17 protein-coding genes and 1 tRNA gene are annotated in these 21,772 nt (G+C 73.0%); 13 read left to right on the plus strand and 5 right to left on the minus strand.

Annotated features, from left to right (window positions below):
• Positions 1 to 47: 47 nt before the first annotated feature.
• From dnaA to ANAE109_RS00040, 8 genes are all read left to right on the plus strand, one after another.
• On the plus strand, positions 48 to 1,430 hold the full coding sequence (gene dnaA, locus ANAE109_RS00005; protein ID WP_011984327.1) for a chromosomal replication initiator protein DnaA: 1,383 nt from the start codon (positions 48 to 50) through the stop codon (positions 1,428 to 1,430).
• Between the two features lie 416 nt (positions 1,431 to 1,846).
• Positions 1,847 to 2,977: a DNA polymerase III subunit beta gene (dnaN, locus tag ANAE109_RS00010; protein WP_011984328.1), complete on the plus strand. Its 1,131-nt coding sequence runs from the start codon at positions 1,847 to 1,849 to the stop codon at positions 2,975 to 2,977.
• A gap of 98 nt (positions 2,978 to 3,075) precedes the next feature.
• Positions 3,076 to 4,185, plus strand: a complete 1,110-nt coding sequence (locus ANAE109_RS00015) for a DNA replication/repair protein RecF (RefSeq protein WP_011984329.1) — start codon at positions 3,076 to 3,078, stop codon at positions 4,183 to 4,185.
• A gap of 187 nt (positions 4,186 to 4,372) precedes the next feature.
• Complete coding sequence (gyrB, locus tag ANAE109_RS00020; RefSeq protein ID WP_011984330.1) at positions 4,373 to 6,760, plus strand: DNA topoisomerase (ATP-hydrolyzing) subunit B; 2,388 nt, start codon at positions 4,373 to 4,375, stop codon at positions 6,758 to 6,760.
• Positions 6,761 to 6,777: 17 nt separating this feature from the next.
• Positions 6,778 to 7,773 (plus strand): 3-oxoacyl-ACP synthase III family protein, encoded by a 996-nt coding sequence (locus ANAE109_RS00025; protein WP_011984331.1) that lies wholly within the window; start codon positions 6,778 to 6,780, stop codon positions 7,771 to 7,773.
• A gap of 98 nt (positions 7,774 to 7,871) precedes the next feature.
• Positions 7,872 to 7,945, plus strand: a tRNA-Gln gene (locus tag ANAE109_RS00030).
• Between the two features lie 71 nt (positions 7,946 to 8,016).
• Entirely contained in the window at positions 8,017 to 8,514 is a 498-nt protein-coding gene (locus ANAE109_RS00035) for an archaemetzincin (protein WP_011984332.1), read from the plus strand.
• A gap of 207 nt (positions 8,515 to 8,721) precedes the next feature.
• On the plus strand, positions 8,722 to 9,318 hold the full coding sequence (locus ANAE109_RS00040) for a hypothetical protein (protein WP_011984333.1): 597 nt from the start codon (positions 8,722 to 8,724) through the stop codon (positions 9,316 to 9,318).
• Between the two features lie 33 nt (positions 9,319 to 9,351).
• Here ANAE109_RS00040 and ANAE109_RS00045 read toward each other — a convergent pair whose 3' ends face one another.
• The 5 genes from ANAE109_RS00045 to ANAE109_RS00065 form a co-directional block, all read right to left on the minus strand.
• On the minus strand, positions 9,352 to 10,266 hold the full coding sequence (locus tag ANAE109_RS00045) for an alpha/beta fold hydrolase (protein ID WP_011984334.1): 915 nt from the start codon (positions 10,264 to 10,266) through the stop codon (positions 9,352 to 9,354).
• Between the two features lie 7 nt (positions 10,267 to 10,273).
• On the minus strand, positions 10,274 to 12,310 hold the full coding sequence (locus ANAE109_RS00050) for a (Fe-S)-binding protein (RefSeq protein ID WP_011984335.1): 2,037 nt from the start codon (positions 12,308 to 12,310) through the stop codon (positions 10,274 to 10,276).
• Positions 12,311 to 12,460: 150 nt separating this feature from the next.
• Complete coding sequence (locus ANAE109_RS00055; RefSeq protein ID WP_011984336.1) at positions 12,461 to 13,609, minus strand: hypothetical protein; 1,149 nt, start codon at positions 13,607 to 13,609, stop codon at positions 12,461 to 12,463.
• A 221-nt stretch (positions 13,610 to 13,830) separates the two neighbouring features.
• Positions 13,831 to 14,499 carry a DsbA family protein gene (locus ANAE109_RS00060; RefSeq protein WP_011984337.1) on the minus strand — a complete coding sequence of 223 codons (669 nt, stop codon included), beginning with the start codon at positions 14,497 to 14,499 and terminating at the stop codon, positions 13,831 to 13,833.
• Between the two features lie 88 nt (positions 14,500 to 14,587).
• The gene (locus ANAE109_RS00065; protein WP_011984338.1) at positions 14,588 to 15,577 is read right to left on the minus strand and encodes a RimK family alpha-L-glutamate ligase; all 990 of its coding nucleotides are present in this window, start codon (positions 15,575 to 15,577) and stop codon (positions 14,588 to 14,590) included.
• A 117-nt stretch (positions 15,578 to 15,694) separates the two neighbouring features.
• On the opposite strand from ANAE109_RS00065, the gene ANAE109_RS00070 reads away from it, so the two are divergent.
• From ANAE109_RS00070 to ANAE109_RS00090, 5 genes are all read left to right on the plus strand, one after another.
• Positions 15,695 to 18,538: an isoleucine--tRNA ligase gene (locus ANAE109_RS00070; RefSeq protein ID WP_011984339.1), complete on the plus strand. Its 2,844-nt coding sequence runs from the start codon at positions 15,695 to 15,697 to the stop codon at positions 18,536 to 18,538.
• The gene (lspA, locus tag ANAE109_RS00075) at positions 18,535 to 19,170 is read left to right on the plus strand and encodes a signal peptidase II (RefSeq protein ID WP_011984340.1); all 636 of its coding nucleotides are present in this window, start codon (positions 18,535 to 18,537) and stop codon (positions 19,168 to 19,170) included. The genes ANAE109_RS00070 and lspA overlap by 4 nt, the downstream gene beginning before the upstream one ends.
• Before the next feature lie 32 nt (positions 19,171 to 19,202).
• The gene (gene lgt / locus ANAE109_RS00080) at positions 19,203 to 20,285 is read left to right on the plus strand and encodes a prolipoprotein diacylglyceryl transferase (protein WP_011984341.1); all 1,083 of its coding nucleotides are present in this window, start codon (positions 19,203 to 19,205) and stop codon (positions 20,283 to 20,285) included.
• A 44-nt stretch (positions 20,286 to 20,329) separates the two neighbouring features.
• On the plus strand, positions 20,330 to 21,043 hold the full coding sequence (locus tag ANAE109_RS00085) for an MXAN_5187 C-terminal domain-containing protein (RefSeq protein ID WP_011984342.1): 714 nt from the start codon (positions 20,330 to 20,332) through the stop codon (positions 21,041 to 21,043).
• 275 nt (positions 21,044 to 21,318) lie between these two features.
• Complete coding sequence (locus ANAE109_RS00090; protein WP_143827875.1) at positions 21,319 to 21,699, plus strand: hypothetical protein; 381 nt, start codon at positions 21,319 to 21,321, stop codon at positions 21,697 to 21,699.
• The last annotated feature ends 73 nt before the right edge of the window (positions 21,700 to 21,772 follow it).

The raw sequence follows: 21,772 nt of genomic DNA on the forward strand, positions 1-21,772 counted from the left end.
GAGGGGTGAGCCTCGTTCTGCAGCCGTGACCGACGGGGGGCAGCACCATGGATTCGCGCGCGAGCGCCAAGTGGATCGGGCCGTCCGACGAAACGGCGCTCTGGGCTCGAATCGACACGTACCTCCGCTCCCGGCTGCGCCCCGATCTCTACGATCGGTGGTTCGCCCCGCTCCGCCTCGTCTCGCTGGAGGGCGGGCGGTTGCAGATCGCGGCGCCGGATCCGTTCCACCGCGACTTCGTGGAGGACAACTACCGCGCCTTCTTCGAGGAGTTCGCGCCCGGCATCCTGGGCAGGCAGCTGCCCATCGCCTTCGTGGTGGACTCGGCCCCGCGCGTCGCCTCCCCGCCCGCCCCCGCCGCCGGGCCGGCCCTCTCGCCTGTGCCGCGCGCGGCCGAGCCCGCGGACCCGCGCGAGTCGCGCCCGAACCCGCGCTACACCTTCGACACCTTCGTGGTGGGCGAGTCGAACCGCTTCGCCTTCGCCGCGGCCCAGGCCGTCGCCGCGAACCCCGGCCACACCTGGAACCCGCTCTTCCTCCACGGCGACTCGGGCCTCGGCAAGACGCACCTGCTCCACGCGCTCGCCCACGCCATCCTGGACAAGCAGGGCGGCCGCGTCGCGATCGTCTCCTCGGAGCGTTACACGAACGACTTCGTGGCGGCGCTCTCGAAGGGCACGATGGACGACTTCCGCCGCAAGTACCGGGAGTGCACGGCCCTGCTCGTCGACGACGTGCAGTTCCTCGCCGGCAAGGACAAGACCGCGGAGGAGTTCTTCCACACGTTCAACGAGCTCCACGACCACCACGTGCAGATCGTCCTCTCCAGCGATCGCAGCCCCAAGGAGCTGAAGGGGCTCGACGCCCGCCTCTGCTCGCGCTTCGAGTGGGGCATGCGCGTCCAGGTGGAGGCGCCCGAGTTCGAGACCCGCGCCGCCATCCTCCAGAAGAAGGCGGAGGTGGAGTCCATCGACCTGCCCGGCGACGTCACGCAGCTGCTCGCCGCCCACATCCGCTCGAACGTGCGCGAGCTCGAGGGCGCCCTCATGCGCCTCGCCGCCTTCGCCTCGCTGAAGAGCGAGCCCATCACCGTGGCGCTCGCGCGCGACGTGCTCTCCGACGTCATCCCGCCCGAGGGCTACAAGCCCACCATCGAGCGCATCCAGGAGGCCGTGGCCGCCCACTACGGCCTCACCGTCGCGAAGCTCACGAGCAGCTCGCGCGAGCAGAAGATCGCGCTGCCGCGCCAGGCCGCCATGTACCTCTGCCGCGAGCTCGGCAAGGAGAAGTTCCAGGCCATCGCCGAGCGCTTCAACAAGAAGGACCACACCACCGTGATCGCCGCCGTCGAGCGCATCCGCACGCTCATGGAGACGGAGGAGCCGGTCCGCTCCGCGGTGCAGGTCCTCACCTCCAAGCTCGCGCCCTGAGGAGCGAGGCCTTCGGGCCACGCCCTGCGGGCCATCGGCGAAGTCCGCGCGCCGCCCGTTCCAGGAGCCGGGGGCCTGAAGCGCCCGGCCTCTCCTCGGCTGCGCCGCCCGCGCTCGCCTTCCCTGGGCGGCGCTTTCGTCCGCGCTCACGCGGCCGGCGACCTCTCGCCCCGGGCCTCCCGGAGCGCCCTCCGTCCGCTGTGGATCGTCTGTGGATCCGCCACCGATCCTCGTGGGGACGAGGTGTGGGCGGCTGTTGACAGTGTTTCTCGGCCCGCGCTACACAAACTCGACCCAGAAGGATCCGGAAACTTTTCCAGGCAAAAACCTCCAGAAGTTTCGCGGACTCCAGCCCCTTTTCCACATCGTCGCGGCCCCTGCTGTTACGCCTAAGATCAAAAGAAGAGAGATCTCCCATGGAACTGAAGATCGGCGTGGCGGAGCTGGCCAAGGCGCTCGGGCGCTCCCAGGGCATCGTGGAAAAGAAGAGCACGATGCCGATCCTCTCCCACGTGCTCCTCGAGGCGAAGGGCGGCCACCTCGTGGTCTCCGCCACCGACCTCGACCTCGCGGTCTCCTCGGAGCACGGGGAGCACTGCGAGGTCCTGAAGGAGGGGGCCCTCGCCGTCTCCGCACGCCACCTGTACGAGATCGTGCGGGCCCTGCCCGAGCAGCAGGTGACGCTCAAGCGCGCGCACAACAACTACCTGGAGGTCCGGAGCGGCCCCTCGGAGTTCCGCATCGTCGGCCTGCCCGCCGAGGACTTCCCCGCGCTGCCGCGCTTCGAGAAGGTGACCTTCTCGGACGTGAAGCCGGAGGACCTGCTCGACATGATCGAGCGGACCTTCTTCGCCGTCTCGAACGACGAGACCCGCTACAACCTGAACGGCGTCTACTTCGAGCCCGGGCCCGAGGTGCTGCGCCTCGTCGCCACCGACGGCCACCGCCTGTCGCTCTCGGAGCGCTCGATCGGCGGGACCTTCGGCCTGAAGCGCGGCGTGATCCTCCCGAAGAAGGGCCTGCACGAGCTGCGCAAGCTCCTCGGCGAGGCGGTGGAGGCCGGCGCGGACGCCGGCGAGACCAAGCTCGGCTTCGTCGAGAACAGCGCCATCTTCCGCCGTCCGGGCGTGATCCTCTCCATGCGGCTCATCGAGGGGCTCTTCCCGGACTACCGCCAGGTCATCCCGAAGCAGGGCGAGAAGGTGCTCCGCCTCGGGCGCGATCGCTTCCTCGAGACGCTGCGCCGCGTCTCCCTCCTCTCCAGCGACAAGGCGCACGCGGTGAAGCTCGAGCTCGGCCAGGGCACGCTCAAGGTGCTCTCGCAGAACCCCGACCTCGGCGAGGCGAAGGAGGAGGTGCCGGTCGAGTACGCCGGCGAGCCGCTCAAGATCGGCTTCAACGCCCGCTACCTCATGGACGTGCTCGGGGTGGTGAAGAGCGCCGAGGTGCAGCTCGAGCTCGCGGACGACCTCTCCCCCGGCGTCATGCGCGGGGGCGACGAGAAGGACGCCGGCTTCACCGCGGTGGTGATGCCGATGCGGATCTGAGAGAGATGGGCCGCGGGCTCCAGGCTCCGGGCTTCGGGAACGGCCGGCTCGCGAGCCCCTCCTGCGGCCCGTAGGCCGTAGCCTGCAGCCCCCCTTCCGTGAAGCTCCTCTCCCTCGCCGTCCAGGACTTCCGGAACCTCGCCCAGGTCGAGCTCCTTCCCTCGCCGCGGGCGACGGTGCTCCTGGGCGAGAACGGCCAGGGGAAGACGAACCTCCTCGAGGCCATCTACTTCCTCACCACCCTGAAGCCGCTGCGCACCGCGCGGCTCGCCGAGCTCGTCCGCCACGGGGCGCAGACGGGGCTCGTGGCGGGGGACTTCGACGGCCCCGGCGGGACGCGCCGGGTGGCGGTGCAGGTCGCCCCCGGCGGGCGCGTGGCGCTCCTCGACGGCAAGCCGCAGGAGCGGCTCGACGCCTACTTCGACGGGCTCGCCGCGGTCTGCTTCGCCCCGGACGACCTGCTCCTCGTGAAGGGTGGGCCGGAGGGGCGGCGCCGCTTCCTGGATCGCGCCGCCTTCAACCGCTGGCCGGCGGTGCTCGGCGAGGCCCGGGAGTACGTGCGGGCGCTGCGGGCCCGCAACGCCGCGCTGCGCGGCGGGTCACCCGAGGTCGAGGCGAGCTTCCGCGGCCCGCTCGTGCGCGCCGGGGCGCGCATCGTGCGGCGGCGGCGCGACCTCGTCGAGGAGCTCGCCCCGCGGGTGAGCACCGCCTTCCGCGAGATCTCCGGGCCGGCGGCGCCCGAGGCGCGCTTCGCCTACCGGCCCGCGGCCGGGGTGCAGGCGGAGGTCGGGGAGGCGGAGCTCGCCGAGCGCCTCGAGCACGCGCTCGCGCAGCGGCTGGAGCGCGATCGCGATCGCGGCTTCACCTCCGTCGGCCCGCACATGGACGAGCTCGTGCTGGCCCTCGACGGCCGCGGCGCGCGCGCCTACGCGAGCCAGGGCCAGCAGCGGGCCCTCGTGCTGGCCCTCAAGATCGCGGAGATCGAGAACCTCCGCGCGGCGCTCGGGCGCCCGCCGCTCCTCCTGCTCGACGACGTGTCGTCGGAGCTCGATCCCACCAAGAACCGCTACCTGCTCGCCTACCTGGCGGCCCTGCCGGCGCAGGCCTTCCTCACCACCACCGACCGCCGCCTGATCGAGCCCGCGGCGGGACCGGATACGGCCTTTTACAAGGTGGAGGGTGGGATGGTGAGTCCGCTCATTTCCTGAGTCGATCCGCCGAGTTGAATCGCGCGAGTGGACGTTGCCACCGGGCGCCTTGCCTGCTATACCCCCGTATCTCGCCTAAGCCGCGGGAACCCTTCGGGGAAACGACGGAGGAGCCCCCCTGGAAACCGCCCAGAAGAGCCTTCAGCCGACGAACGGCGCGGAGGAGTACGGAACCGACGCGATCAAGGTGCTCGAGGGCCTGGAGGCGGTCCGCAAGCGACCGCACATGTACATCGGCGACGTGGGGGAGCGCGGGCTCCACCACCTCGTGTACGAGGTCGTCGACAACTCGGTCGACGAGGCGATGGCGGGCCGCGCGAACGAGATCACCGTCACCATCCACGCCGACAGCTCGATCACCATCGTCGACAACGGCTCGGGCATCCCCATCGGCCCTCATCCCTCGGTGAAGGGGATGGACACGCTCGACGTGGTGCTCACGAAGCTCCACGCCGGCGGCAAGTTCGAGTCGAACGCCTACAAGGTCTCCGGCGGCCTGCACGGCGTCGGCGTGACCTGCGTGAACGCGCTCTCCGAGTGGCTCAAGGCGGAGGTCTACCGCGAGGGCAAGGTGTGGCTGCAGCGCTACGACCGCGGCACGCCGGCCGGCAAGGTCACGGCGGTGGGCGAGACGCAGCGGCGCGGCACCAAGATCACCTTCAAGCCGGACGCGACGATCTTCGAGGTGACCGAGTTCTCCTTCGAGACGCTCTCCGGCCGCCTGCGCGAGCTCGCCTTCCTGAACGCCGGGCTCACCATCACCATCGAGGACGAGCGCAGCGGCAAGAAGCACGAGTTCCTGTTCAAGGACGGCATCCGCGAGTTCGTGGGCTACCTCAACAAGAGCCGCGACGTGCTGTTCCAGCCGCCCATCTCGCTGCGCCAGGAGGTGGAGACCGAGCGCGGCACGGCGCTCGTCGAGATCGCCCTCCAGTGGAACGACGGCTACGACGAGAAGGTCTTCGCCTTCGCGAACAACATCCACAACCACGAGGGCGGCACCCACCTCATCGGCTTCAAGGCCGCGCTCACCCGCACCATCAACGCGTACGGGCAGAAGAACAACCTCTTCAAGGACCTGAAGGACGAGCTGCCCTCCGGCGACGACATGCGCGAGGGGCTCGCGGCGGTCATCTCCATCCGGCTGCCCGGGGCGAGCTTCGAGGGGCAGACGAAGACCAAGCTCTCCAACACCGAGGCGAAGAGCATGGTCGAGACCATGCTCAACGAGCGGCTCGGGGCGTTCCTGGAGGAGAACCCCAACGTCGCGAAGCGCGTCTGCGCGAAGGTGGCGGAGGCCACCCGGGCGCGCATCGCCGCCCGCAAGGCGCGCGAGACCGTGCGCCGCAAGGGCGCGCTCGACGGCGCTTCACTGCCGGGAAAGCTGGCCGACTGCCAGTCGCGCGACCCGCGCGAGTCCGAGCTGTTCATCGTGGAGGGCGACTCCGCGGGCGGCTCGGCGAAGCAGGGCCGCGACCGGCGCACGCAGGCGATCCTCCCGCTGCGCGGCAAGATCCTGAACGTGGAGAAGGCCCGCTTCGACAAGATGCTCTCGTCCGCGGAGATCGCGACCATGATCACCGCGCTCGGGACGGGCATCGGGCCGGAGGAGTACGACGTCTCCAAGATCCGCTACCACAAGATCGTCATCATGACGGACGCGGACGTCGACGGCTCGCACATCCGGACGCTGCTCCTCACCTTCTTCTTCAGGCAGATGCCGGAGCTGGTCGAGAAGGGCTACCTCTACATCGCCCAGCCGCCGCTCTACCGGGTGCAGAAGGGGAAGAAGGAGAGCTACCTCAAGGACGAGGCGGCCCTCGACGACTTCCTGCTGCAGCTCGGGACCGAGAAGGCCAAGCTCGTCGCCGGCGACCTCGTCGTCGAAGGGGCGGACCTGAAGCGCCTCGCCCAGGACGCGATCCGCTACCGCGGGCTGCTCGCCCGGGTGGATCGGCGGCGCGACAGCCGCATCGTGGACGCGGCCGTCCAGCTCGGCGATCTGGACCTCGAGCTGCTGAAGCACCACGAGCAGGTGAAGGAGCAGGTGCAGAAGATCTTCGACAAGGCCCAGAAGCTCCACCCGGAGCTGGAGGTCCGCCTCGCCAAGATCGAGCGGGACGAGGAGCACGGCTGCGACGCGCTGGTGTTCCAGACCACCATGTCGGGCGCGACGCGCACCACCCGCATCGACTTCGACTACCTGTCCGGCCCGGAGTGGGGCGAGCTCGCCGGGCTGTACGGGGAGCTGGCGGAGCTCGGCGCCGGCCCGCACAAGCTGCGGACCGGCGACGGCGAGGAGGAGGTGGACGACGTCTTCGGCGCGGTGGAGGTGCTGAAGCGAGCGGCGACCGCCGGCCAGACCATCCAGCGCTACAAGGGGCTCGGCGAGATGAACCCCGAGCAGCTCTGGGAGACGACGATGGATCACGCCCGCCGCACGCTCCTGCAGGTCCGCGTCGACGACACCGTGGAGGCGGACGAGGTGTTCAGCGTGCTGATGGGCGACGCGGTCGAGCCGCGCCGCGAGTTCATCGAGAAGCACGCCCTCGACGTGCAGAACCTCGACATCTGAGAGAGAGACGATCATCGATGCCCCGCGCCGCCTTCGCCGCCCTCGGCACCTTCGTCCCGGATCGCGTCGTCACGAACGAGGAGCTCACCCGGCTCATGGAGACGTCCGACGCCTGGATCCAGGAGCGGACGGGCATCCGGGAGCGGCGCTGGGTGCGCGAGGGGACGGAGAACTCGGACCTGGCCCTGGAGGCGACGAGGCGTGCGCTCGACGGCGCGGGCTGGAAGGCCTCCGACATCGAGGCGATCGTCTACGCCTCGCTGTCTCCCGATCACATGTTCCCGGGCGACGGCTGCTTCCTCAACGCGAAGCTGGGCATCCCCGGCGTGCCCGCGCTCGACATCCGCAACCAGTGCTCCGGCTTCCTGTACGGGCTCTCCGTCGTGGACGCGTGGATCCGCGCCGGCGTGTACCGGCGCGTGCTGCTCGTGGGCTCGGAGATCCACTCCACCGGCCTCGACGTCTCGACGCGCGGCCGCGACGTGGCGGTGATCTTCGGCGACGGCGCGGGCGCGGCGCTCCTCGAGGCGACCGACGACCCGGGCCGCGGGGTGCTCTCGGTGCACCTGCACGCCGACGGCCGCTACGCGAAGGAGCTGTGGACCGACGCGCCGGGCTCCAAGTACCACCCGCGCGTGCAGCCGGCGCACATCGAGTCCGGCGCGGTCTACCCGCACATGGAGGGGCAGAAGGTCTTCAAGCACGCCATCTCCAAGATGCCGGAGGTGGTGCGCACCGCCCTCGAGCGGAACGGGCTGACCACGAGGGACCTGAAGCTCCTCGTGCCCCACCAGGCGAACCTGCGCATCAGCCAGATGGTGCAGCGCAGCCTCGAGCTCTCCGACGAGCAGGTGTTCAACAACATCCAGAAGTACGGCAACACCACCGCCGGCTCGATCCCCATCGCGCTCGCGGAGGGGATCGAGACGCGGGGCGTGAAGCGCGGCGACCTCGTGGGGCTCTGCGCCTTCGGGGCGGGTTTCACCTGGGGGAGCGCCCTGGTACGCTGGTAGGTCGCTGCCGCGGGGCCACGGTGTTCCCGCGCTCTAGAGCGTGTCGCCCCGAGGAGCGCAGCGAGGAGAAGCGGGCCGCCCGTGCGTCGCAACGATTCTGAGGCGTCGTCCAACGGCAGGACTGCGGACTTTGGATCCGCGTATGAAGGTTCGAATCCTTCCGCCTCAGCCACCAACGGACCGAGGACCGGCGCCGCTCGGGACGAGCTGAAGGCGCTCTCCCACCCGAGCCACGTCCTCCTCGTGCCGCTCGGCGGGGTCGGCTCCAAGATCGTGGCGCAGGCCGCCCACGCGCTGCGCGAGGCGCTCGGCATCGGCGCGAAGGGCGGTCCCTCGCTCGACCGGCCGCGCTACGCCTTCAACGAGGCGCGCGGCCAGTACCACGCCACCTCGATCCTCCGCCGGCTCGCCTCGCTGCGCGGGGGCGCCGGCGGCCCGCCGGTGGTGGGGATCGCCGACGTCGACCTGTTCCTGCCCGACGCGCCCTACGTGATCGGGGACGCGGACCGCGACGCCGGCGCCGCCCTCTTCTCGCTGGCGCGGCTCTCCCAGGGCGAGCCGGAGCAGCTCCTCCGCCGCGCGCAGGTCGAGACGGTGCACGCGACCGGGCACCTCCTCGGATTGTCGCACTGCGCGGACTACCGCTGCGCGATGTTCGTCTCCCGCGACGCCGCCGACTCGGATCGCAAGGGCCCCGGGCTCTGCGCGAGCTGCCGGGCGTCGCTCGGCGCCGGGGCGTGAGCCACGCTCCGGCTCTGCCAGACGGCGGGGGCGAGCTGCGGGGCCTGCTGCGGGCTCTACAACAGCCGCGCGCTCGACCGCCCCACCCTGCGCGCCGAGCTCGCCCGGCGGACGCGCGCGCTGGCGCGCGTCCCGCGCACGCCCGAGGCGTTCCGCGCCGCGGCGGCGGCGCTGGCGGCGGGCGCGCCGGCGCCGCTCTTCCCGTCGGTGCGGATCTGCCCGCTGCTGGGGTTCCTCGACGCGGAGGAGACGCGCGTCGGGTGCCTCGCCCATCCGCTCGCCACCGGCGGCGCCGACCTGCGCGACTGCGGCGCCTACGACGTCGCCACCTGCGACGCGTTCCTGTGCCCGAGCCACGCCTTCCTCTCCGAGGAGGAGGCGGCGATCCTCGATGGCGCCCTGGCGGGCGACTTCCACCTCTACGGGCTCGTGGTGACCGACGTGCCGTTCCTGCGCGCGGCGCTCGCGGGCGTCTCGGCCCGCACGGGCGCGAAGGTGGAGCTCCGCCAGCTCGCGCACGCGGCGTTTCGCGCGGCGCTGCGCCGGCTCCTGGCGCTCAAGGAGGAGCTGGCCCCCGGCTCGGACGGGCTGTTCGGCGCGTTCCGCCCGGGCAAGAACGGCGAGGACCTGCCGCGCCGGATCGACTACGACGCGCTCGGCAGCGCGCCCTCTCCCTACGACGAGATCCTCACCTGCGTGGGCGCCGATCCGCGCTCGGGGAACGACCTCGAGGCGCTCGAGGGAGAGGTGGCGCGGCGGCTCGACGCGGCGGCGGCGGCGTTCCCGGTGCCGGCCCGGCGCTGACCGCCGGCTCGCCTCGCGCGACCGGATCGGCGGTCAGCGGAGGAAGCCCGCGCGGCGCGCGACGTCGCGGATGGCGTCCGCGATCGGGCCCGGGGCCTCCTCCTGCGGGGTGTGGCCGGCGGGGAGGCGTGTCACGCGCGCCGCGGGGAGCGCCGAGGCGACGCCGCGGAGGGCGCGGCCGAGCACCGGATCGCGCTCGCCCCACACCACGGCGGCCGGGCCGTCGAACGCGGTCGCGACGCCGAGCGCGCGCTCGAGGAAGGGCATCGAGGGGTGCCCGGGCGAGAGCGGGACCATCCGCGCGAGCGCCAGCGGCGCGGCCCGATCGCGGAGCCGGCGCAGCGGCCAGCGGTAGGCGCGCGCGACGTCGCCGCGGATGGAGCGGCGATCCGCCTGGGCGAGGTGGAGCGCGTTCTGCGGGAAGCCGAGGAGCCGGAAGAGGATCGTGGAGAGGACCGGCAGGTTCGCGAGGCGATGGAAGGCGGTCTTGCGGGCGCCGGGGCGCGGCGGGCCGACCCCCGTGTTCGTGACGACCAGGCCGGCGAGCCGGCCCGGGCGATCGGCCAGGGCGGCGAGGGCGATGGGGCCGCCCCAGTCGTGCACGGCGAGGACGAAGCGGCCCGGCGCGGCGGCGTCGAGGAGCGCGCCCATCACGCGGGCGTGGCGCTCGAGCGTGTGGAAGCGCGGATCGCGCGGCTTCTCGGAGAGGCCGAGGCCGGGGAGGTCCGGCATCACGAGCCGCAGCGGCGCGTCGCGCAGCCGGAGGGCGACCTCGCGCCAGAGGAAGCTCCAGGTCGGGTTGCCGTGGAGGAGCACGACCGTGGGCGCGGCGGCGGGCCCCGACTCCATCACGTGGAGGGCGAGGCCGCCGGCGACGACCACCGAGCGCTCGAAGGGGAGCGCGCGGGCGAGGAACGGCGGGAGCGGCGGGGCCGGGAGCCGCTCCACGACGACCCTACCCCTCGCGCGGCGCGCGCGCGCCGGGGAGGCCGAGCGCGACGATCTCCGCCACGTCCATCACCCGCAGCCGCTCCTCGCGGCCGGTCTCGTTGACGCCGTCCTTCATCATGGTGAGGCAGAACGGGCAGCCGGTGGCGACGACGCCGCCTGCTTCACCCAGCGTCGCGGCGGCCTCGTCCACGCGGTGCTGGTTCACGCGCGTCCCGAGCTTCTCCTCGAGCCAGAAGCGCCCCCCGCCCGCGCCGCAGCAGAAGCCCTGGCGGCGGTTGCGCGGCATCTCGACCATCTTCAGGCCGGGCACCGCGCCGAGCGCCTCCCGCGGCGCCTCGGTGACCCCGTTCCACCGGGCCAGGTAGCACGGGTCGTGGAAGGTGATCGTCCCGAGCCCCTCGGCGGCGGCGGGGGTGAGCCGCCCCTCGGCGACGAGCCGCGCGATGAGCTCGGCGTGGTGCACCACCTCGTAGCGGCCGCCGAACTGCGGCAGCTCGTTCTCGAGGGTGTTGAGGCAGTGCGGGCACTGGACGAGGATCTTCTTCACCCCGTAGCCGTTCAGCGTCTCCACGTTGGCCTGCGCCTGCAGCTGGAAGAGGTACTCGTTCCCCAGCCTGCGGGCCGCCTCGCCGTTGCAGGTCTCCTCCTCGCCCAGGATGGCGAACGAGACCTTCGCCTCGCGCAGGATGCGCACGATGGCGCGCGAGACCTTCTTCTGGCGGTCGTCGAACGCCCCGGCGCAGCCCACGAAGAAGAGCCACTCGAACGGCTCCCCCGACGACGCGCGCGGCACGTCCAGGTCCTCGCACCACTCGGCGCGCTTGTTCGAGCCGATGCCCCACGGGTTCCCCTGGGTCTCGATCCCCTTGAAGACGCGGGCCGCCTCGTCCGGGAAGGAGGACTCCACGAGCACCTGCTGGCGCCGCATGTCCACGAGGCGCGGGACGTTCTCGATGAGCACGGGGCAGGCGGTCTCGCACCAGCCGCAGGTGGTGCACGCCCAGAACGTCTCCGGCGGCACGACCGAGGCGATGGGGGGGAGCGCCCCGAGCGCCGCCTCCCGGGCGGCGGGCTCCTTCGCGCGGGCCGCGGCGGCGAGCGCGGGGGCGACGTCCAGCAGGTGGTGGCGGATCGTCCGGTTCACCTCCTTGTGCGAGAGCGGCTTGCCGGTCACGTAGGTCGGGCAGTGCGTCTGGCAGCGGCCGCACTCGGTGCAGCTGTAGACGTCCCAGGCCTCCTTCCACGAGAGGTCCTTCACCGTGGCGGCGCCGTAGCTCGCGTCCTCCGCCTCGAGCTCGAGCTTGCGCAGCGCGCCGGTGGGCGACAGCCGCGCGAAGAACACGTTCGGCAGGCCGGTGATGATGTGGAAGTGCTTCCCGAACGGCAGCACGTTCAGGAAGACGAGGATGATGGCGAGGTGCAGCCAGAAGGAGAGGACGCCGATCGCCCGCGCCGGGCCGGGCGCGAGCGGCGCGAGCAGGGCGCGCCCCAGCGCGCCGGCCGGCTCCCACGCCGAGCCGTGCTCGCCGCGGGCGAGGAGGACGGACCCCTCGAAGAGCAGGTCCGTCACCATCAGCCCGCCGATGAAGAGGAGGATCACCACGCCCTCGGTGGAGAGCGTGACCCGGTCCGGCTTCGTGACGAGGCGGCGCCACAGGAACCCGGCCACCCCCACGAGCGCGCCGAGCAGCACGAGGTCCTTCAGGAACCCGTAGACGCGGCCGAGCGGTGACTCCGGGCCGAGGAGCGGCAGGTGGAAACCCTCGGTGAAGCCCATCCCGAAGAGGGTGATGGTCCGCAGCGCGAGCACCAGGAAGGCCGCGAAGACGAGCACGTGCAGGACGCCGGGACCGCGCTCCTCCGGATCGACGAGGCGCCGCTGGCCGAAGCCGTAGCGCAGGAGCGCCGCCACCCGCTCGCCGGTGCGCGACAGCCGGTCGTCGCGCCGCAGCGCGAGGAGCGGCACGATCCGCCCGAGCATCGTGAAGGCGAAGAGCGCGAGCCCGACGAGGAGCATCGCGGCGGTGAGGAAGGGGCCCATGACGCGGCACGCTACCACCCCGCCGAGGGCGGGCAAGTTGCCCGGGGAGTCACGGCCGGGGCGCCGGCCGAGCCGCGAAATGGGTGAGGCCGCCCCGGTCTAGGGCGGCCTCGAGGTGCAGGCGGCGAGGCGCGATGGGCGAGGGCGCGATCAGCGGCGACCGTCGCCGCGCGCCGGGCGACCGTCCCGCTCGCCCTGCTCCTGCTCGCCCTCGCGACGATCGTCGTCGTCCTCGCGCTGGCCACGCCCGCGGCCGTTGCCGCGGCCGTTACCTTCGCGGTTCCCCTTGCCGTTTCCGTTGCCGCGGGGCTCGGCGCCATCTCGGCCGCCCTGCGCGGGAGGGGGCGCGGCGCGTCCGGGCGGCGTGCCGCCGTGGCCGCGAGCGTCGCCGCTGTTGCCCGGCGAAGGCGTGGAGGAAGGCGGGACGGCTCGGTCGGGCCGGCCGTGGGCGGGAGGAGGAGCCGCGTGCCCGGGCGGCGTGCCGCCATGCCCCGGAGCCTCGCCGCCGCGGCCCGGCGTGGTCGGCACGGGGGCGGGCGGACGCGGCGGCTGCGGCGCTGGTGAAGCGTGTCCCGGGGGCGTGCCGCCGTGGCCGGGCGGGAGGTTGCCGTGCCCGGGGGCGTCGTCGCTGTGGCCGGGGCCGGGGCGGGACGGCACGGGGTACGGGGCGGGCGCAGGCACGGGCCGCTCGTAGCCGGGGCTCGGCCGCGGCGGGGTCGGGGCCGGGCGCGGGTAAGGAGCGGGCGCCGGGCGCGGATCGTAGACCGGGCGCGCGGGAGCGGGGGCCGGCCGCGGATCGTCGTAGTGCGCCGGCCGCGGGCTGGGCCGAGGAGCGCGCACGACGGGCCAGTAGCTGGGAGGAGGCGGGCGGTTCGGCCGCCAGCCGCCGCGGTAGATCCAGCCGCGCCCCCGGTTCCAGGCGAAGTCCGTACCCTGGGGCGGGAAGTACTCGTGCGTGTGCGGTCCGCGCACGTAGCACCAGCCGCGCCCCGGCACGGGATGGCCGCCGTGGTAGGCGAACACGTAGGGCCCGTTGAAGTAGTAGTACCCTTCGTGAAGGTCGTACCAGTCGGCTCGGTGCGGGGCGTAGTCGTGCTGGTGCGGCCCCTCCCCGTAGCACCAGCCGCCGCCGAGGTCGTCGGGGACGAAGTGCTGGCCGTGGTACCAGTAGCTCACGACCGGCGGCGGCGCGGGCGCCGGCGGCGGGGGAGGCGTGTAGATCGGCCGGCTCGCGCCGGAGTGCACGACGCAGCCCGAGGCGAGGGCGGCGGCGGCGACGAGTAGCAGCAGGCGCTTCATCGTGGGCTCCTTCGCGAGGGCTCGACCGATCGACGCACGGTGAGCGTCCGCATTCAGCGGGGCCCGTCAGGCGGCCCCTCGGCGGGAGCGTATTCGCAATGCCCGTGCCGGGCGAATTCGACGCGCCAAGTCCGCGGGACTCTGCGGTCCCGGGCGCGGGGCCGGTGTGCGCGTGCCGGCCGCGCACGTGCGGCGGCACACTCGCGACCGCCTCGAGCCGCTCAGTGGAGGACGCGCGCCAGCGGGAGACCGTGGCGCACCTGCGCGTACCGCTCGAGGATCTCGCGGTACTCGTCGGCCGAGCGAGGGCCGGCGATGAGCCACTCCTCTCCGACGACCAGCGCGGGGGCGACGTCGACGCCGCGGTCGACCGCCTCCTCGTAGCGGGCGCGCACGCGCCGCTCGGTCCAGGGCGTCGCGAGGGCGCACGCGAAGCGCGACACGTCGAGGCCCGCGCGCTCGGCGAGCTCGTAGAGCACGTCGGTGCGCGACACGTTGACGCCGCGGAAGAGGGCCGCCTGGCGCAGCAGCGTGCGCAGGGCCTCCTCGCGCGCGTCGCCCTGCAGGCGCGCCGCGGCGAGCGCCGCGAGCGGCGGGATGGACGAGAGCGGCGGATCCGTCGAGAGCCACAGGTCGGGGGTGATGCCCCGCGCCTCCGGCTCCTTCGCCGCCTTGCGCGCCGCGCGGGCGAGCCGCTCCCGCTCGGCGCGCGACATCGCGCGCGGCTCGACGCGCAGCGGAAACGGCTCGTGCCGGAGCGGCGCGTAGGCGGCGGCGAGGTCGGCGAGCGCCGCCGCGATGCGCTTCTCGGCGACGAAGCACCAGGGCGAGAGCGGATCCTCGTACAGGACGAGCGGGATGGGCTCGACGGGCGGGGTTCGAGGTGGCACGGTTGCGGCGGATTCTAGAGGGCGGGATCGCTTTGGTGAAGGGGCGTCCGCAGGTCGGCCTGCTCGCCTGCCCGCTCCCCACCTCCGCTCACACGAGGCGACCGCCCGTGCTGCCGGAGAGGCGGGCGTGGCCGAACTCGATGGCGTGCGACACGTAGGCCGTGGCGATGTCCACGCCGGTGGCCGCCTCGAGCCCCTCGAAGCCGGGGGAGGAGTTGACCTCCATGACCTTCGGGCCGGTGCGCGCCTCGAGCATGTCCACGCCGGCGACCTCGAGCCCCATCACCCGCGCGGCCTTCACCGCCACCTCGGCGAACTCGCGGTCGAGCTCGACCGCCTCCGCCACGCCGCCCCGGTGGATGTTGGAGCGGAACTCGCCGGCGCGGGCCGTGCGCCGCATGGCGGCGACCACGTGGTCGCCCACCACGAGCGCCCGCACGTCCTTGCCGCGCGACTCGGCCACGAGCTCCTGCAAGAGGATCTCCTGACCCAGCGTCCAGAGCGTGTCGAGCATCCCCTCCACCTCCGCCGAGGTGTGGGCGATCATCACGCCGACGCCCTGCGTCCCCTGGATGAGCTTGATGATGCACGGCAGGCCGCCCACCATCTCGACCGCCTGGGGGACCTCGTCGCGGTAGCGGCACATCACCGTGCGCGGGATGTCGAGGCCGAAGCGCGAGAGGAGCTGCAGCGCGCGCAGCTTGTCGCGCGAGCGGGCGATGGGGATGGCGTTGTTCAGCACCGGCACGCCCATCATGTCGAGCTGGTTCACCACCGAGAGGCCGTAGCCGGTGATGGACGCGCCGATGCGGGGGATGGCCACGTGGACGTCGGTCGCGAGGAGCTCCTCGCCGGCGTAGAACATCCGCGGACGGTCGCGGCCGAGCACCATGTTGCAGCGGAGCGTGTCGAGCACGCGCGGCAGGTGGCCGAGCGCGCCCACCGCCTCGACGAGCCGCCGCGTCGAGTAGAGCTTCGGGTTGCGGGAGAGCACGACGACGCCGAGCCCCTCCGTCGAGGCGGACACGCGGCGGCGCCGCGCGCGCGGGCGCGCTCCGATCTTGCGGGGGGGCGGCATGAGGCGGGGAAGGTTAGCGGCGCCCCGCTCCGCCCGCAATGGAGCGCCCGGCCGAACCGCTTCGTTGAATGTCCTCCCCCGCGCTGCTAAAAACCCGGGTTTCCCAGAGGAAAGCACGTGGACTACAAGGACACCGTCAACCTTCCCAAGACGCCGTTCCCGATGAAGGCGAACCTTCCCCAGCGGGAGCCGGAGATCCTGCGCGGCTGGGAGGAGCAGGCGATCTTCCAGCGCCTCGTCGCGTCGAACGCGGAGCGGCCGGGCGCGAAGAGGTTCGTGCTGCACGACGGGCCGCCGTACGCGAACGGCGACATCCACATCGGCCACGCGCTGAACAAGATCCTGAAGGACGTGGTGGTGAAGTACCGCAACCTGAAGGGAGAGGTGGCGGACTACGTGCCGGGCTGGGACTGCCACGGGCTCCCCATCGAGCTCAAGGTGGACAAGGAGCTCGGGCCGAAGAAGCGGGACATGGACCGCGCCCAGGTCATCGAGGCGTGCCGGGCCTACGCGCGAAAGTGGATCGAGCGGCAGCGCGAGGCGTTCAAGCGGCTCGGCGTGTTCGGCCGCTGGGACGACCCGTACACCACCATGTCGAAGGGGTACGAGGCGGAGATCGTCCGCACCCTCGCGCGGGCCGCCGAGAAGGGCTTCCTGTACCGCGGCAAGAAGCCGGTCTACTGGTGCGTCACCGACCGCACCGCGCTCGCCGAGGCGGAGGTCGAGTACGAGGACCACACCTCGCCCTCGATCTACGTCGCGCTCGACCTCGTCTCGCCGCTGCCCGACGCGAAGCTCGCGGGCCGCAAGGCGCGCCTCGTCATCTGGACCACCACCCCCTGGACGCTGCCCGCGAACCTCGCCGTGGCGGCGCACCCGGAGTTCGACTACGTCGCCTACGAGCTGGGCGGCGAGGTGCTGGTGGTCGCGAAGGACCTCCTCGCCCGCTTCCTCGCCGACTGCGCGCCGGGCGAGCTCGCCGTGAGCGACGCGCCGGCGGCGCACACGCCGGATGCGCACGCCGCCGCCACGGGCGGGGGCGGGGTCGCGCCGAGCGCGCGCCTCGTCCACCCGGAGCGCGTCCTCGCCCACCTCGACGGAAAGGCGCTCGAGGGGCTGCGCTACCGCCACCCGTTCATGGGGCGCGAGTCGCCGGTGATCCTGGGCGAGCACGTGACGCTCGAGGCCGGCACCGGCCTCGTGCACACCGCCCCGGGCCACGGCGCCGAGGACTACCAGGTCGGCCTGGCCTACGGGCTCGAGGTGCTGAACCCGGTGGACGGCGCGGGCCGCTTCACGGCGGAGGCCGGCAAGTACGCCGGCAAGAAGATCTTCGAGGCGAACCCCGAGATCGTGGCGGACCTCCACGCCTCGGGCCACCTCCTCTCCGATCCCAAGGCGTCGCTGCGCCACAGCTACCCGCACTGCTGGCGGTGCCACAACCCGGTGGTGTTCCGCGCCACCGATCAGTGGTTCCTCTCGCTCGAGCACGCCGGGCTGCGCAGGCAGGCGCTCGCGGAGATCGACAGGGTGCGCTGGATCCCGCGCTGGGGGCGCGAGCGCATCTACGGGATGATCGAGAACCGGCCGGACTGGTGCCTCTCCCGCCAGCGCACCTGGGGCGTGCCCATCCCCGTCTTCTACTGCGAGGGCTGCTCCGAGGCGCTCGTGTCACCTTCCGTGATGGAGCGGGTGGCGGAGGCCTTCGAGCGGGAGGGCATCGAGGCCTGGTACCGCCACGCGCCGGCAGACTTCACCGGGGGCGAGCGGTGCCCCGCCTGCGGCGAGGGCGAGTTCCGGCGCGAGCAGGACATCCTCGACGTGTGGTGGGACTCCGGCGTGTCGTGGGCGGCGGTGGCGGAGAAGCGCGGCCTCGGCGTGCCGGTCGATCTCTACCTCGAGGGCTCGGACCAGCACCGCGGCTGGTTCCACTCGTCGCTCCTCACCTCCGTCGCCACCCGCGCGCACGCGCCGTACCGCGCGGTGCTCACCCACGGCTTCGTCCTCGACGGCCAGGGCAAGGCGATGTCGAAGAGCCTGGGGAACACCGTCGCCCCCGACGAGATCATCAAGAAGTACGGCGCGGACATCCTGCGCCTGTGGGTCTCCGCCTCCGACTACCGCGACGACGTGCGCATCTCGAGCGAGATCGTCTCCGGCCTGGCCGAGGGCTACACCAAGATCCGCAACACCGTGCGCTACATGCTGGGCGCGCTGGACGGGTTCGATCCGTCGCGCGACGCGGTGCCGCTCGACGAGCTCGAGCCGCTCGACCGCTGGGCGCTCGCGAAGCTCGCCGCCTGGGACGAGAAGGTGAAGGCGGCCTACGAGGAGTACGAGTTCCACCTCGCCTACCACGCCACCATGCAGCTCTGCGCGGTGGACCTCTCGGCCCTCTACTTCGACATCATCAAGGACCGGCTCTACACCTGGAAGAAGGACGGCAAGCCCCGCCGCTCGGCGCAGACCGCGCTCTGGCTCGTCTGCCAGGACGTGCTGCGGCTGCTCGCGCCGGTCCTGTCGTTCACCGCGAGCGAGGCGTGGGGACACCTGCCCGGCAAGCCCGCCGAGAGCGTGTTCCTGGCCGGGCTGCCCACCCGCGCGCGCCCCGCCGACGCGGACGCGCTCGAGGCGCGCTACGGCAAGCTCTTCGAGGTGCGGGCGGCGGTGCAGAAGAAGCTCGAGGAGGCGCGCCGCGCCGGGCTCATCGGCAAGAGCCTCGAGGCGGCGGTGACCGTGCGCGCGGAGGGCGAGACGCGCGCCCTCCTCGAGGAGGCGAAGGCCGAGCTGCCCACCCTGTTCATCGTCTCCAGGGTGACGCTCGCCGACGGCCCGTCGGGCGTGGAGGTCGAGCGCGCGCCCGGCGAGAAGTGCGAGCGGTGCTGGATCTACGCGGCCGACCGCGGCGCCGATCCGGCCCACCCCACCCTGTGCGGCAAGTGCGCGGACGCGATCCGATGAGCGCGCGCCGGCCCTTCTCCAAGTGGGCGCTCCTGGCGCTCCTCTTCGTCACCCTGGTCGCGATCGACCAGTGGACGAAGTACCTGGCGGTGGAGCGGCTCACCACGCTGTTCGAGCGGACCGGCGCGGAGACGCTCGGCGAGCGGCTCGCCGGCTTCCTCGAGCACCAGCACCTCGAGCCGATCTCCACCGACCCCTACTACGTGTGGCGGCCGGTCTGGCGCATGAACTACGTGGAGAACCCGGGCGCGGCGTGGGGGCTCTTCCGCGGCCACTCCGAGGCGTTCCGCAACGGCTTCTTCACGCTCGTCTCGCTCGGCGCGGTGGCCTTCATCCTCCACTACTACCGCAAGCTCCGGGCCGAGCAGCGCTACCTGCAGGTGGCCCTCGCGCTCGTCCTCTCCGGCGCGGTGGGGAACTTCCTCGACCGGCTCGCGCGCGGCTACGTCATCGACTTCATCGAGTGGTACTGGTGGAACCGGCCGGACATCCGCTGGCCGACGTTCAACATCGCCGACTCGCTCATCGTCGTCGGCGTCGCCCTGCTCGTCCTCCACCCGGGCTCCGGCAAGGCCGCCCAGAAGGCCGGGGCGGACGCCGAGGGCGACCGGCGCGCGTCCACCGGCGGCTAGCCGCGCGGGCGCTCCGCGCCCGGAGGAGCCTCATGCACCCCGAACTCCTGCAGCTCGTCGTGCCCGAGGGGCTCGGCGCGCTCGTCGCCCTGGCGGTGCTCGTCATCTTCGTGGTGGGGCGCGCGGCGGCCCGGCTCCGCGAGGCGCGCCGCGCGGAGGAGCCGCTCCCGGTGGTCGCGGCCTTCCGCGCGGACTGGCCCACGAGCGCCGCGCTCGCGGCCGCGGCGCTCTGGCTCTGGCGCGCGGGCGCGCTCGACCGCGAGCTCCGCCTGTCGCTCCACAGCTACGGGGTGCTCATCGCCGCCGCGTTCCTCTCGGGCATCTGGCTCGCGCAGCGCGAGGCGCGCCGCTGCGGGCTCGAGGCGGGGCGCATCGCCGACCTCGCCTTCTGGGTCCTCGTCGCCGCGCTGGTGGGGAGCCGCGTCTACTTCATCCTCGTGAACTGGGGCGAGTACTTCGGCCCCGGCCGCTTCCTCCTGGCGACGCCCGTCGGGCGCATCCCGCGCGTGCTCGCCGTGTGGGAGGGTGGGCTCGTCTTCTACGGCGGCTTCATCGGCGCCGCCCTCGCGGCCGCGCTGTACATGCGCCGCCATCGCATGCCGTTCCTCGCCTACGCGGACGTCGTCATCCCGTCGGTCGCCTTCGGCCACTTCCTCGGGCGGCTCGGCTGCTTCGCCGCGGGCTGCTGCTGGGGCGGGCTCGCCGGCGAGCACCTCCCCTGGGCGGCGCGCTTCCCGCCCGAGTCGCTGGCGTACCGGACGTTCCTCGACCGGCCGGACCCCGCGCAGTACCTCGCCCCGGGCGGCGCGACGACGCTCCCGCTCCACCCGACCCAGCTCTACGAGGCGTTCGGCGAGCTCGCCCTGTTCCTCGTCCTCGTCCTCGTGGTGCGGCCCCGCAAGCGCTTCCACGGGCAGGTGCTCGCGAGCTGGCTCCTCGCCTACGCGGTGCTGCGCACCGGCGTGGAGCTCTTCCGCGGCGACGTGGAGCGCGGCGTGTACCTCGGCCTGGGTGCGGGGCAGTGGACGTCCTTCGCGCTGCTCGCGGCGGGCGCGGCGGTGTGGGTGAGTGCGCGCAAGACGCGCCCTGCGCCGGCCGCCGCGGGTGCGCCCTAGCGCTGGCGTTGATCGTCCCCGCGCGCGGCCGCTAGACTCCGCGCGTGTCCCTCCCGAAGCCGCCCGCGCGCCCCGGCGCTCCGCTCGCGAAGGGCGCGCTCGGCGCGGAGGATCCGCTGGCGCGCTCGCGCCGCGACAAGGACGAGCTCGCCGAGTCGGTCAAGACGCTGGAGGAGGAGCTCGAGGCGCTCAAGGCGCGCTACGAGCAGTACTTCCTCGGCATCGAGCGGCGCGAGCCGGTCCGCTGGCGCGAGGAGCTGAAGCGCAACGTGGCGCGGGTGAAGGGCGCCTTCACCCGCAACGCCGCGCTGCGCTTCCGCATCCAGACGCTCAACGCGCGCTACCTCTCCTACGAGCGGCTGTGGCTGCGCGGCGCCCGCGAGCGCGAGGAGGGGACCTACCGGCGCGACCTCTTCAAGGCCAGGCTGCACGCGCGCGCGGACGAGGGGCGCGGCCAGGCGGCGGACGCCGCGCCCGCCGCGTCTGCCGAGGCGAAGCCGTCCGCGACGCCGGCGCCGCGTCCCACCCCCGCGCCCGGCGGCGTGGACGAGGCGAAGCTCCGCGCGCTCTTCGACGACTACGTGGCGGCGAAGCGGCGCTGCAACGAGGACGTCTCCCGCCTCACCTACGAGGCGGTCGCGAGGAGCGTCGCGAAGCAGGTGCCCGACCTCATGGCGCGCTTCCAGGCCAAGTCCGTCGACTTCCGGGTGGAGGTGAAGGACGGGCGCGCGGTGCTGAAGGCCATCCCGAAGGTGTAGCCGCCCGCGGCGCTCGGCCGGCGCCGTTCGTTGGACTTCCAACCATCGGGCCCCCGCGCCGGCGCGGCCGCGCGCTGCGTCGATTTCGGGCCGGCTCCACCCGGGACGGCCCGCGCGGCACCCCCCGCCAGGTTTTTCCTCCGCCGGCGAGCGAGGTTCGGCGGTGATCCACGCCCGGGTCCCGTATCCGGCGGGAGGATGTGTCCCGACCCTGGCGTGGAGAGCTTCGAGCGGACCGGGGCGCGATGCCCCGTGGCCCTTGGGAGGAGGTCCGCTTGAGAACGCTCGCGCTCGCCGCCGCCGTCTCCCTGCTGGCCGCCTGCGGCGCCTCGAAGGAGCTCGAGGTCCAGCGCGCGCGGCTCCACGCCGAGCGGCGCGCGCTCGAGGCGACGTTCGATCACCTCGAGGACCGCCTGCTCGTGAACCAGGCCCGCGTCCGCTTCTGGCAGGAGATGCGCGAGCGGCACGAGGGCGTCACCGCCGTCGCGTGCACCTCGCTCGAGCAGCACGCCGAGGAGATCGCGCGCCGCATGGCGCCGCCGCCGGCGCGGCAGGCGTCGGCCGTGCGGACGTCGCTGCACGAGTCGCGCGTCGCCGCCCGCGCCGTGCCGAGGGCCGAGCCGTCGCCCGCTGCCCGCGCCGCCCGCTCCGAGTAGCCCGGCCGTCCCCGGCGCCCCGGGCCCCGCCGCGTTTTCGATTTGCCTTCCGCCCCCTGTCGATCGTAGAACG

The sequence above is a fragment of the Anaeromyxobacter sp. Fw109-5 genome (assembly GCF_000017505.1).
GTDB lineage: Bacteria > Myxococcota > Myxococcia > Myxococcales > Anaeromyxobacteraceae > Anaeromyxobacter.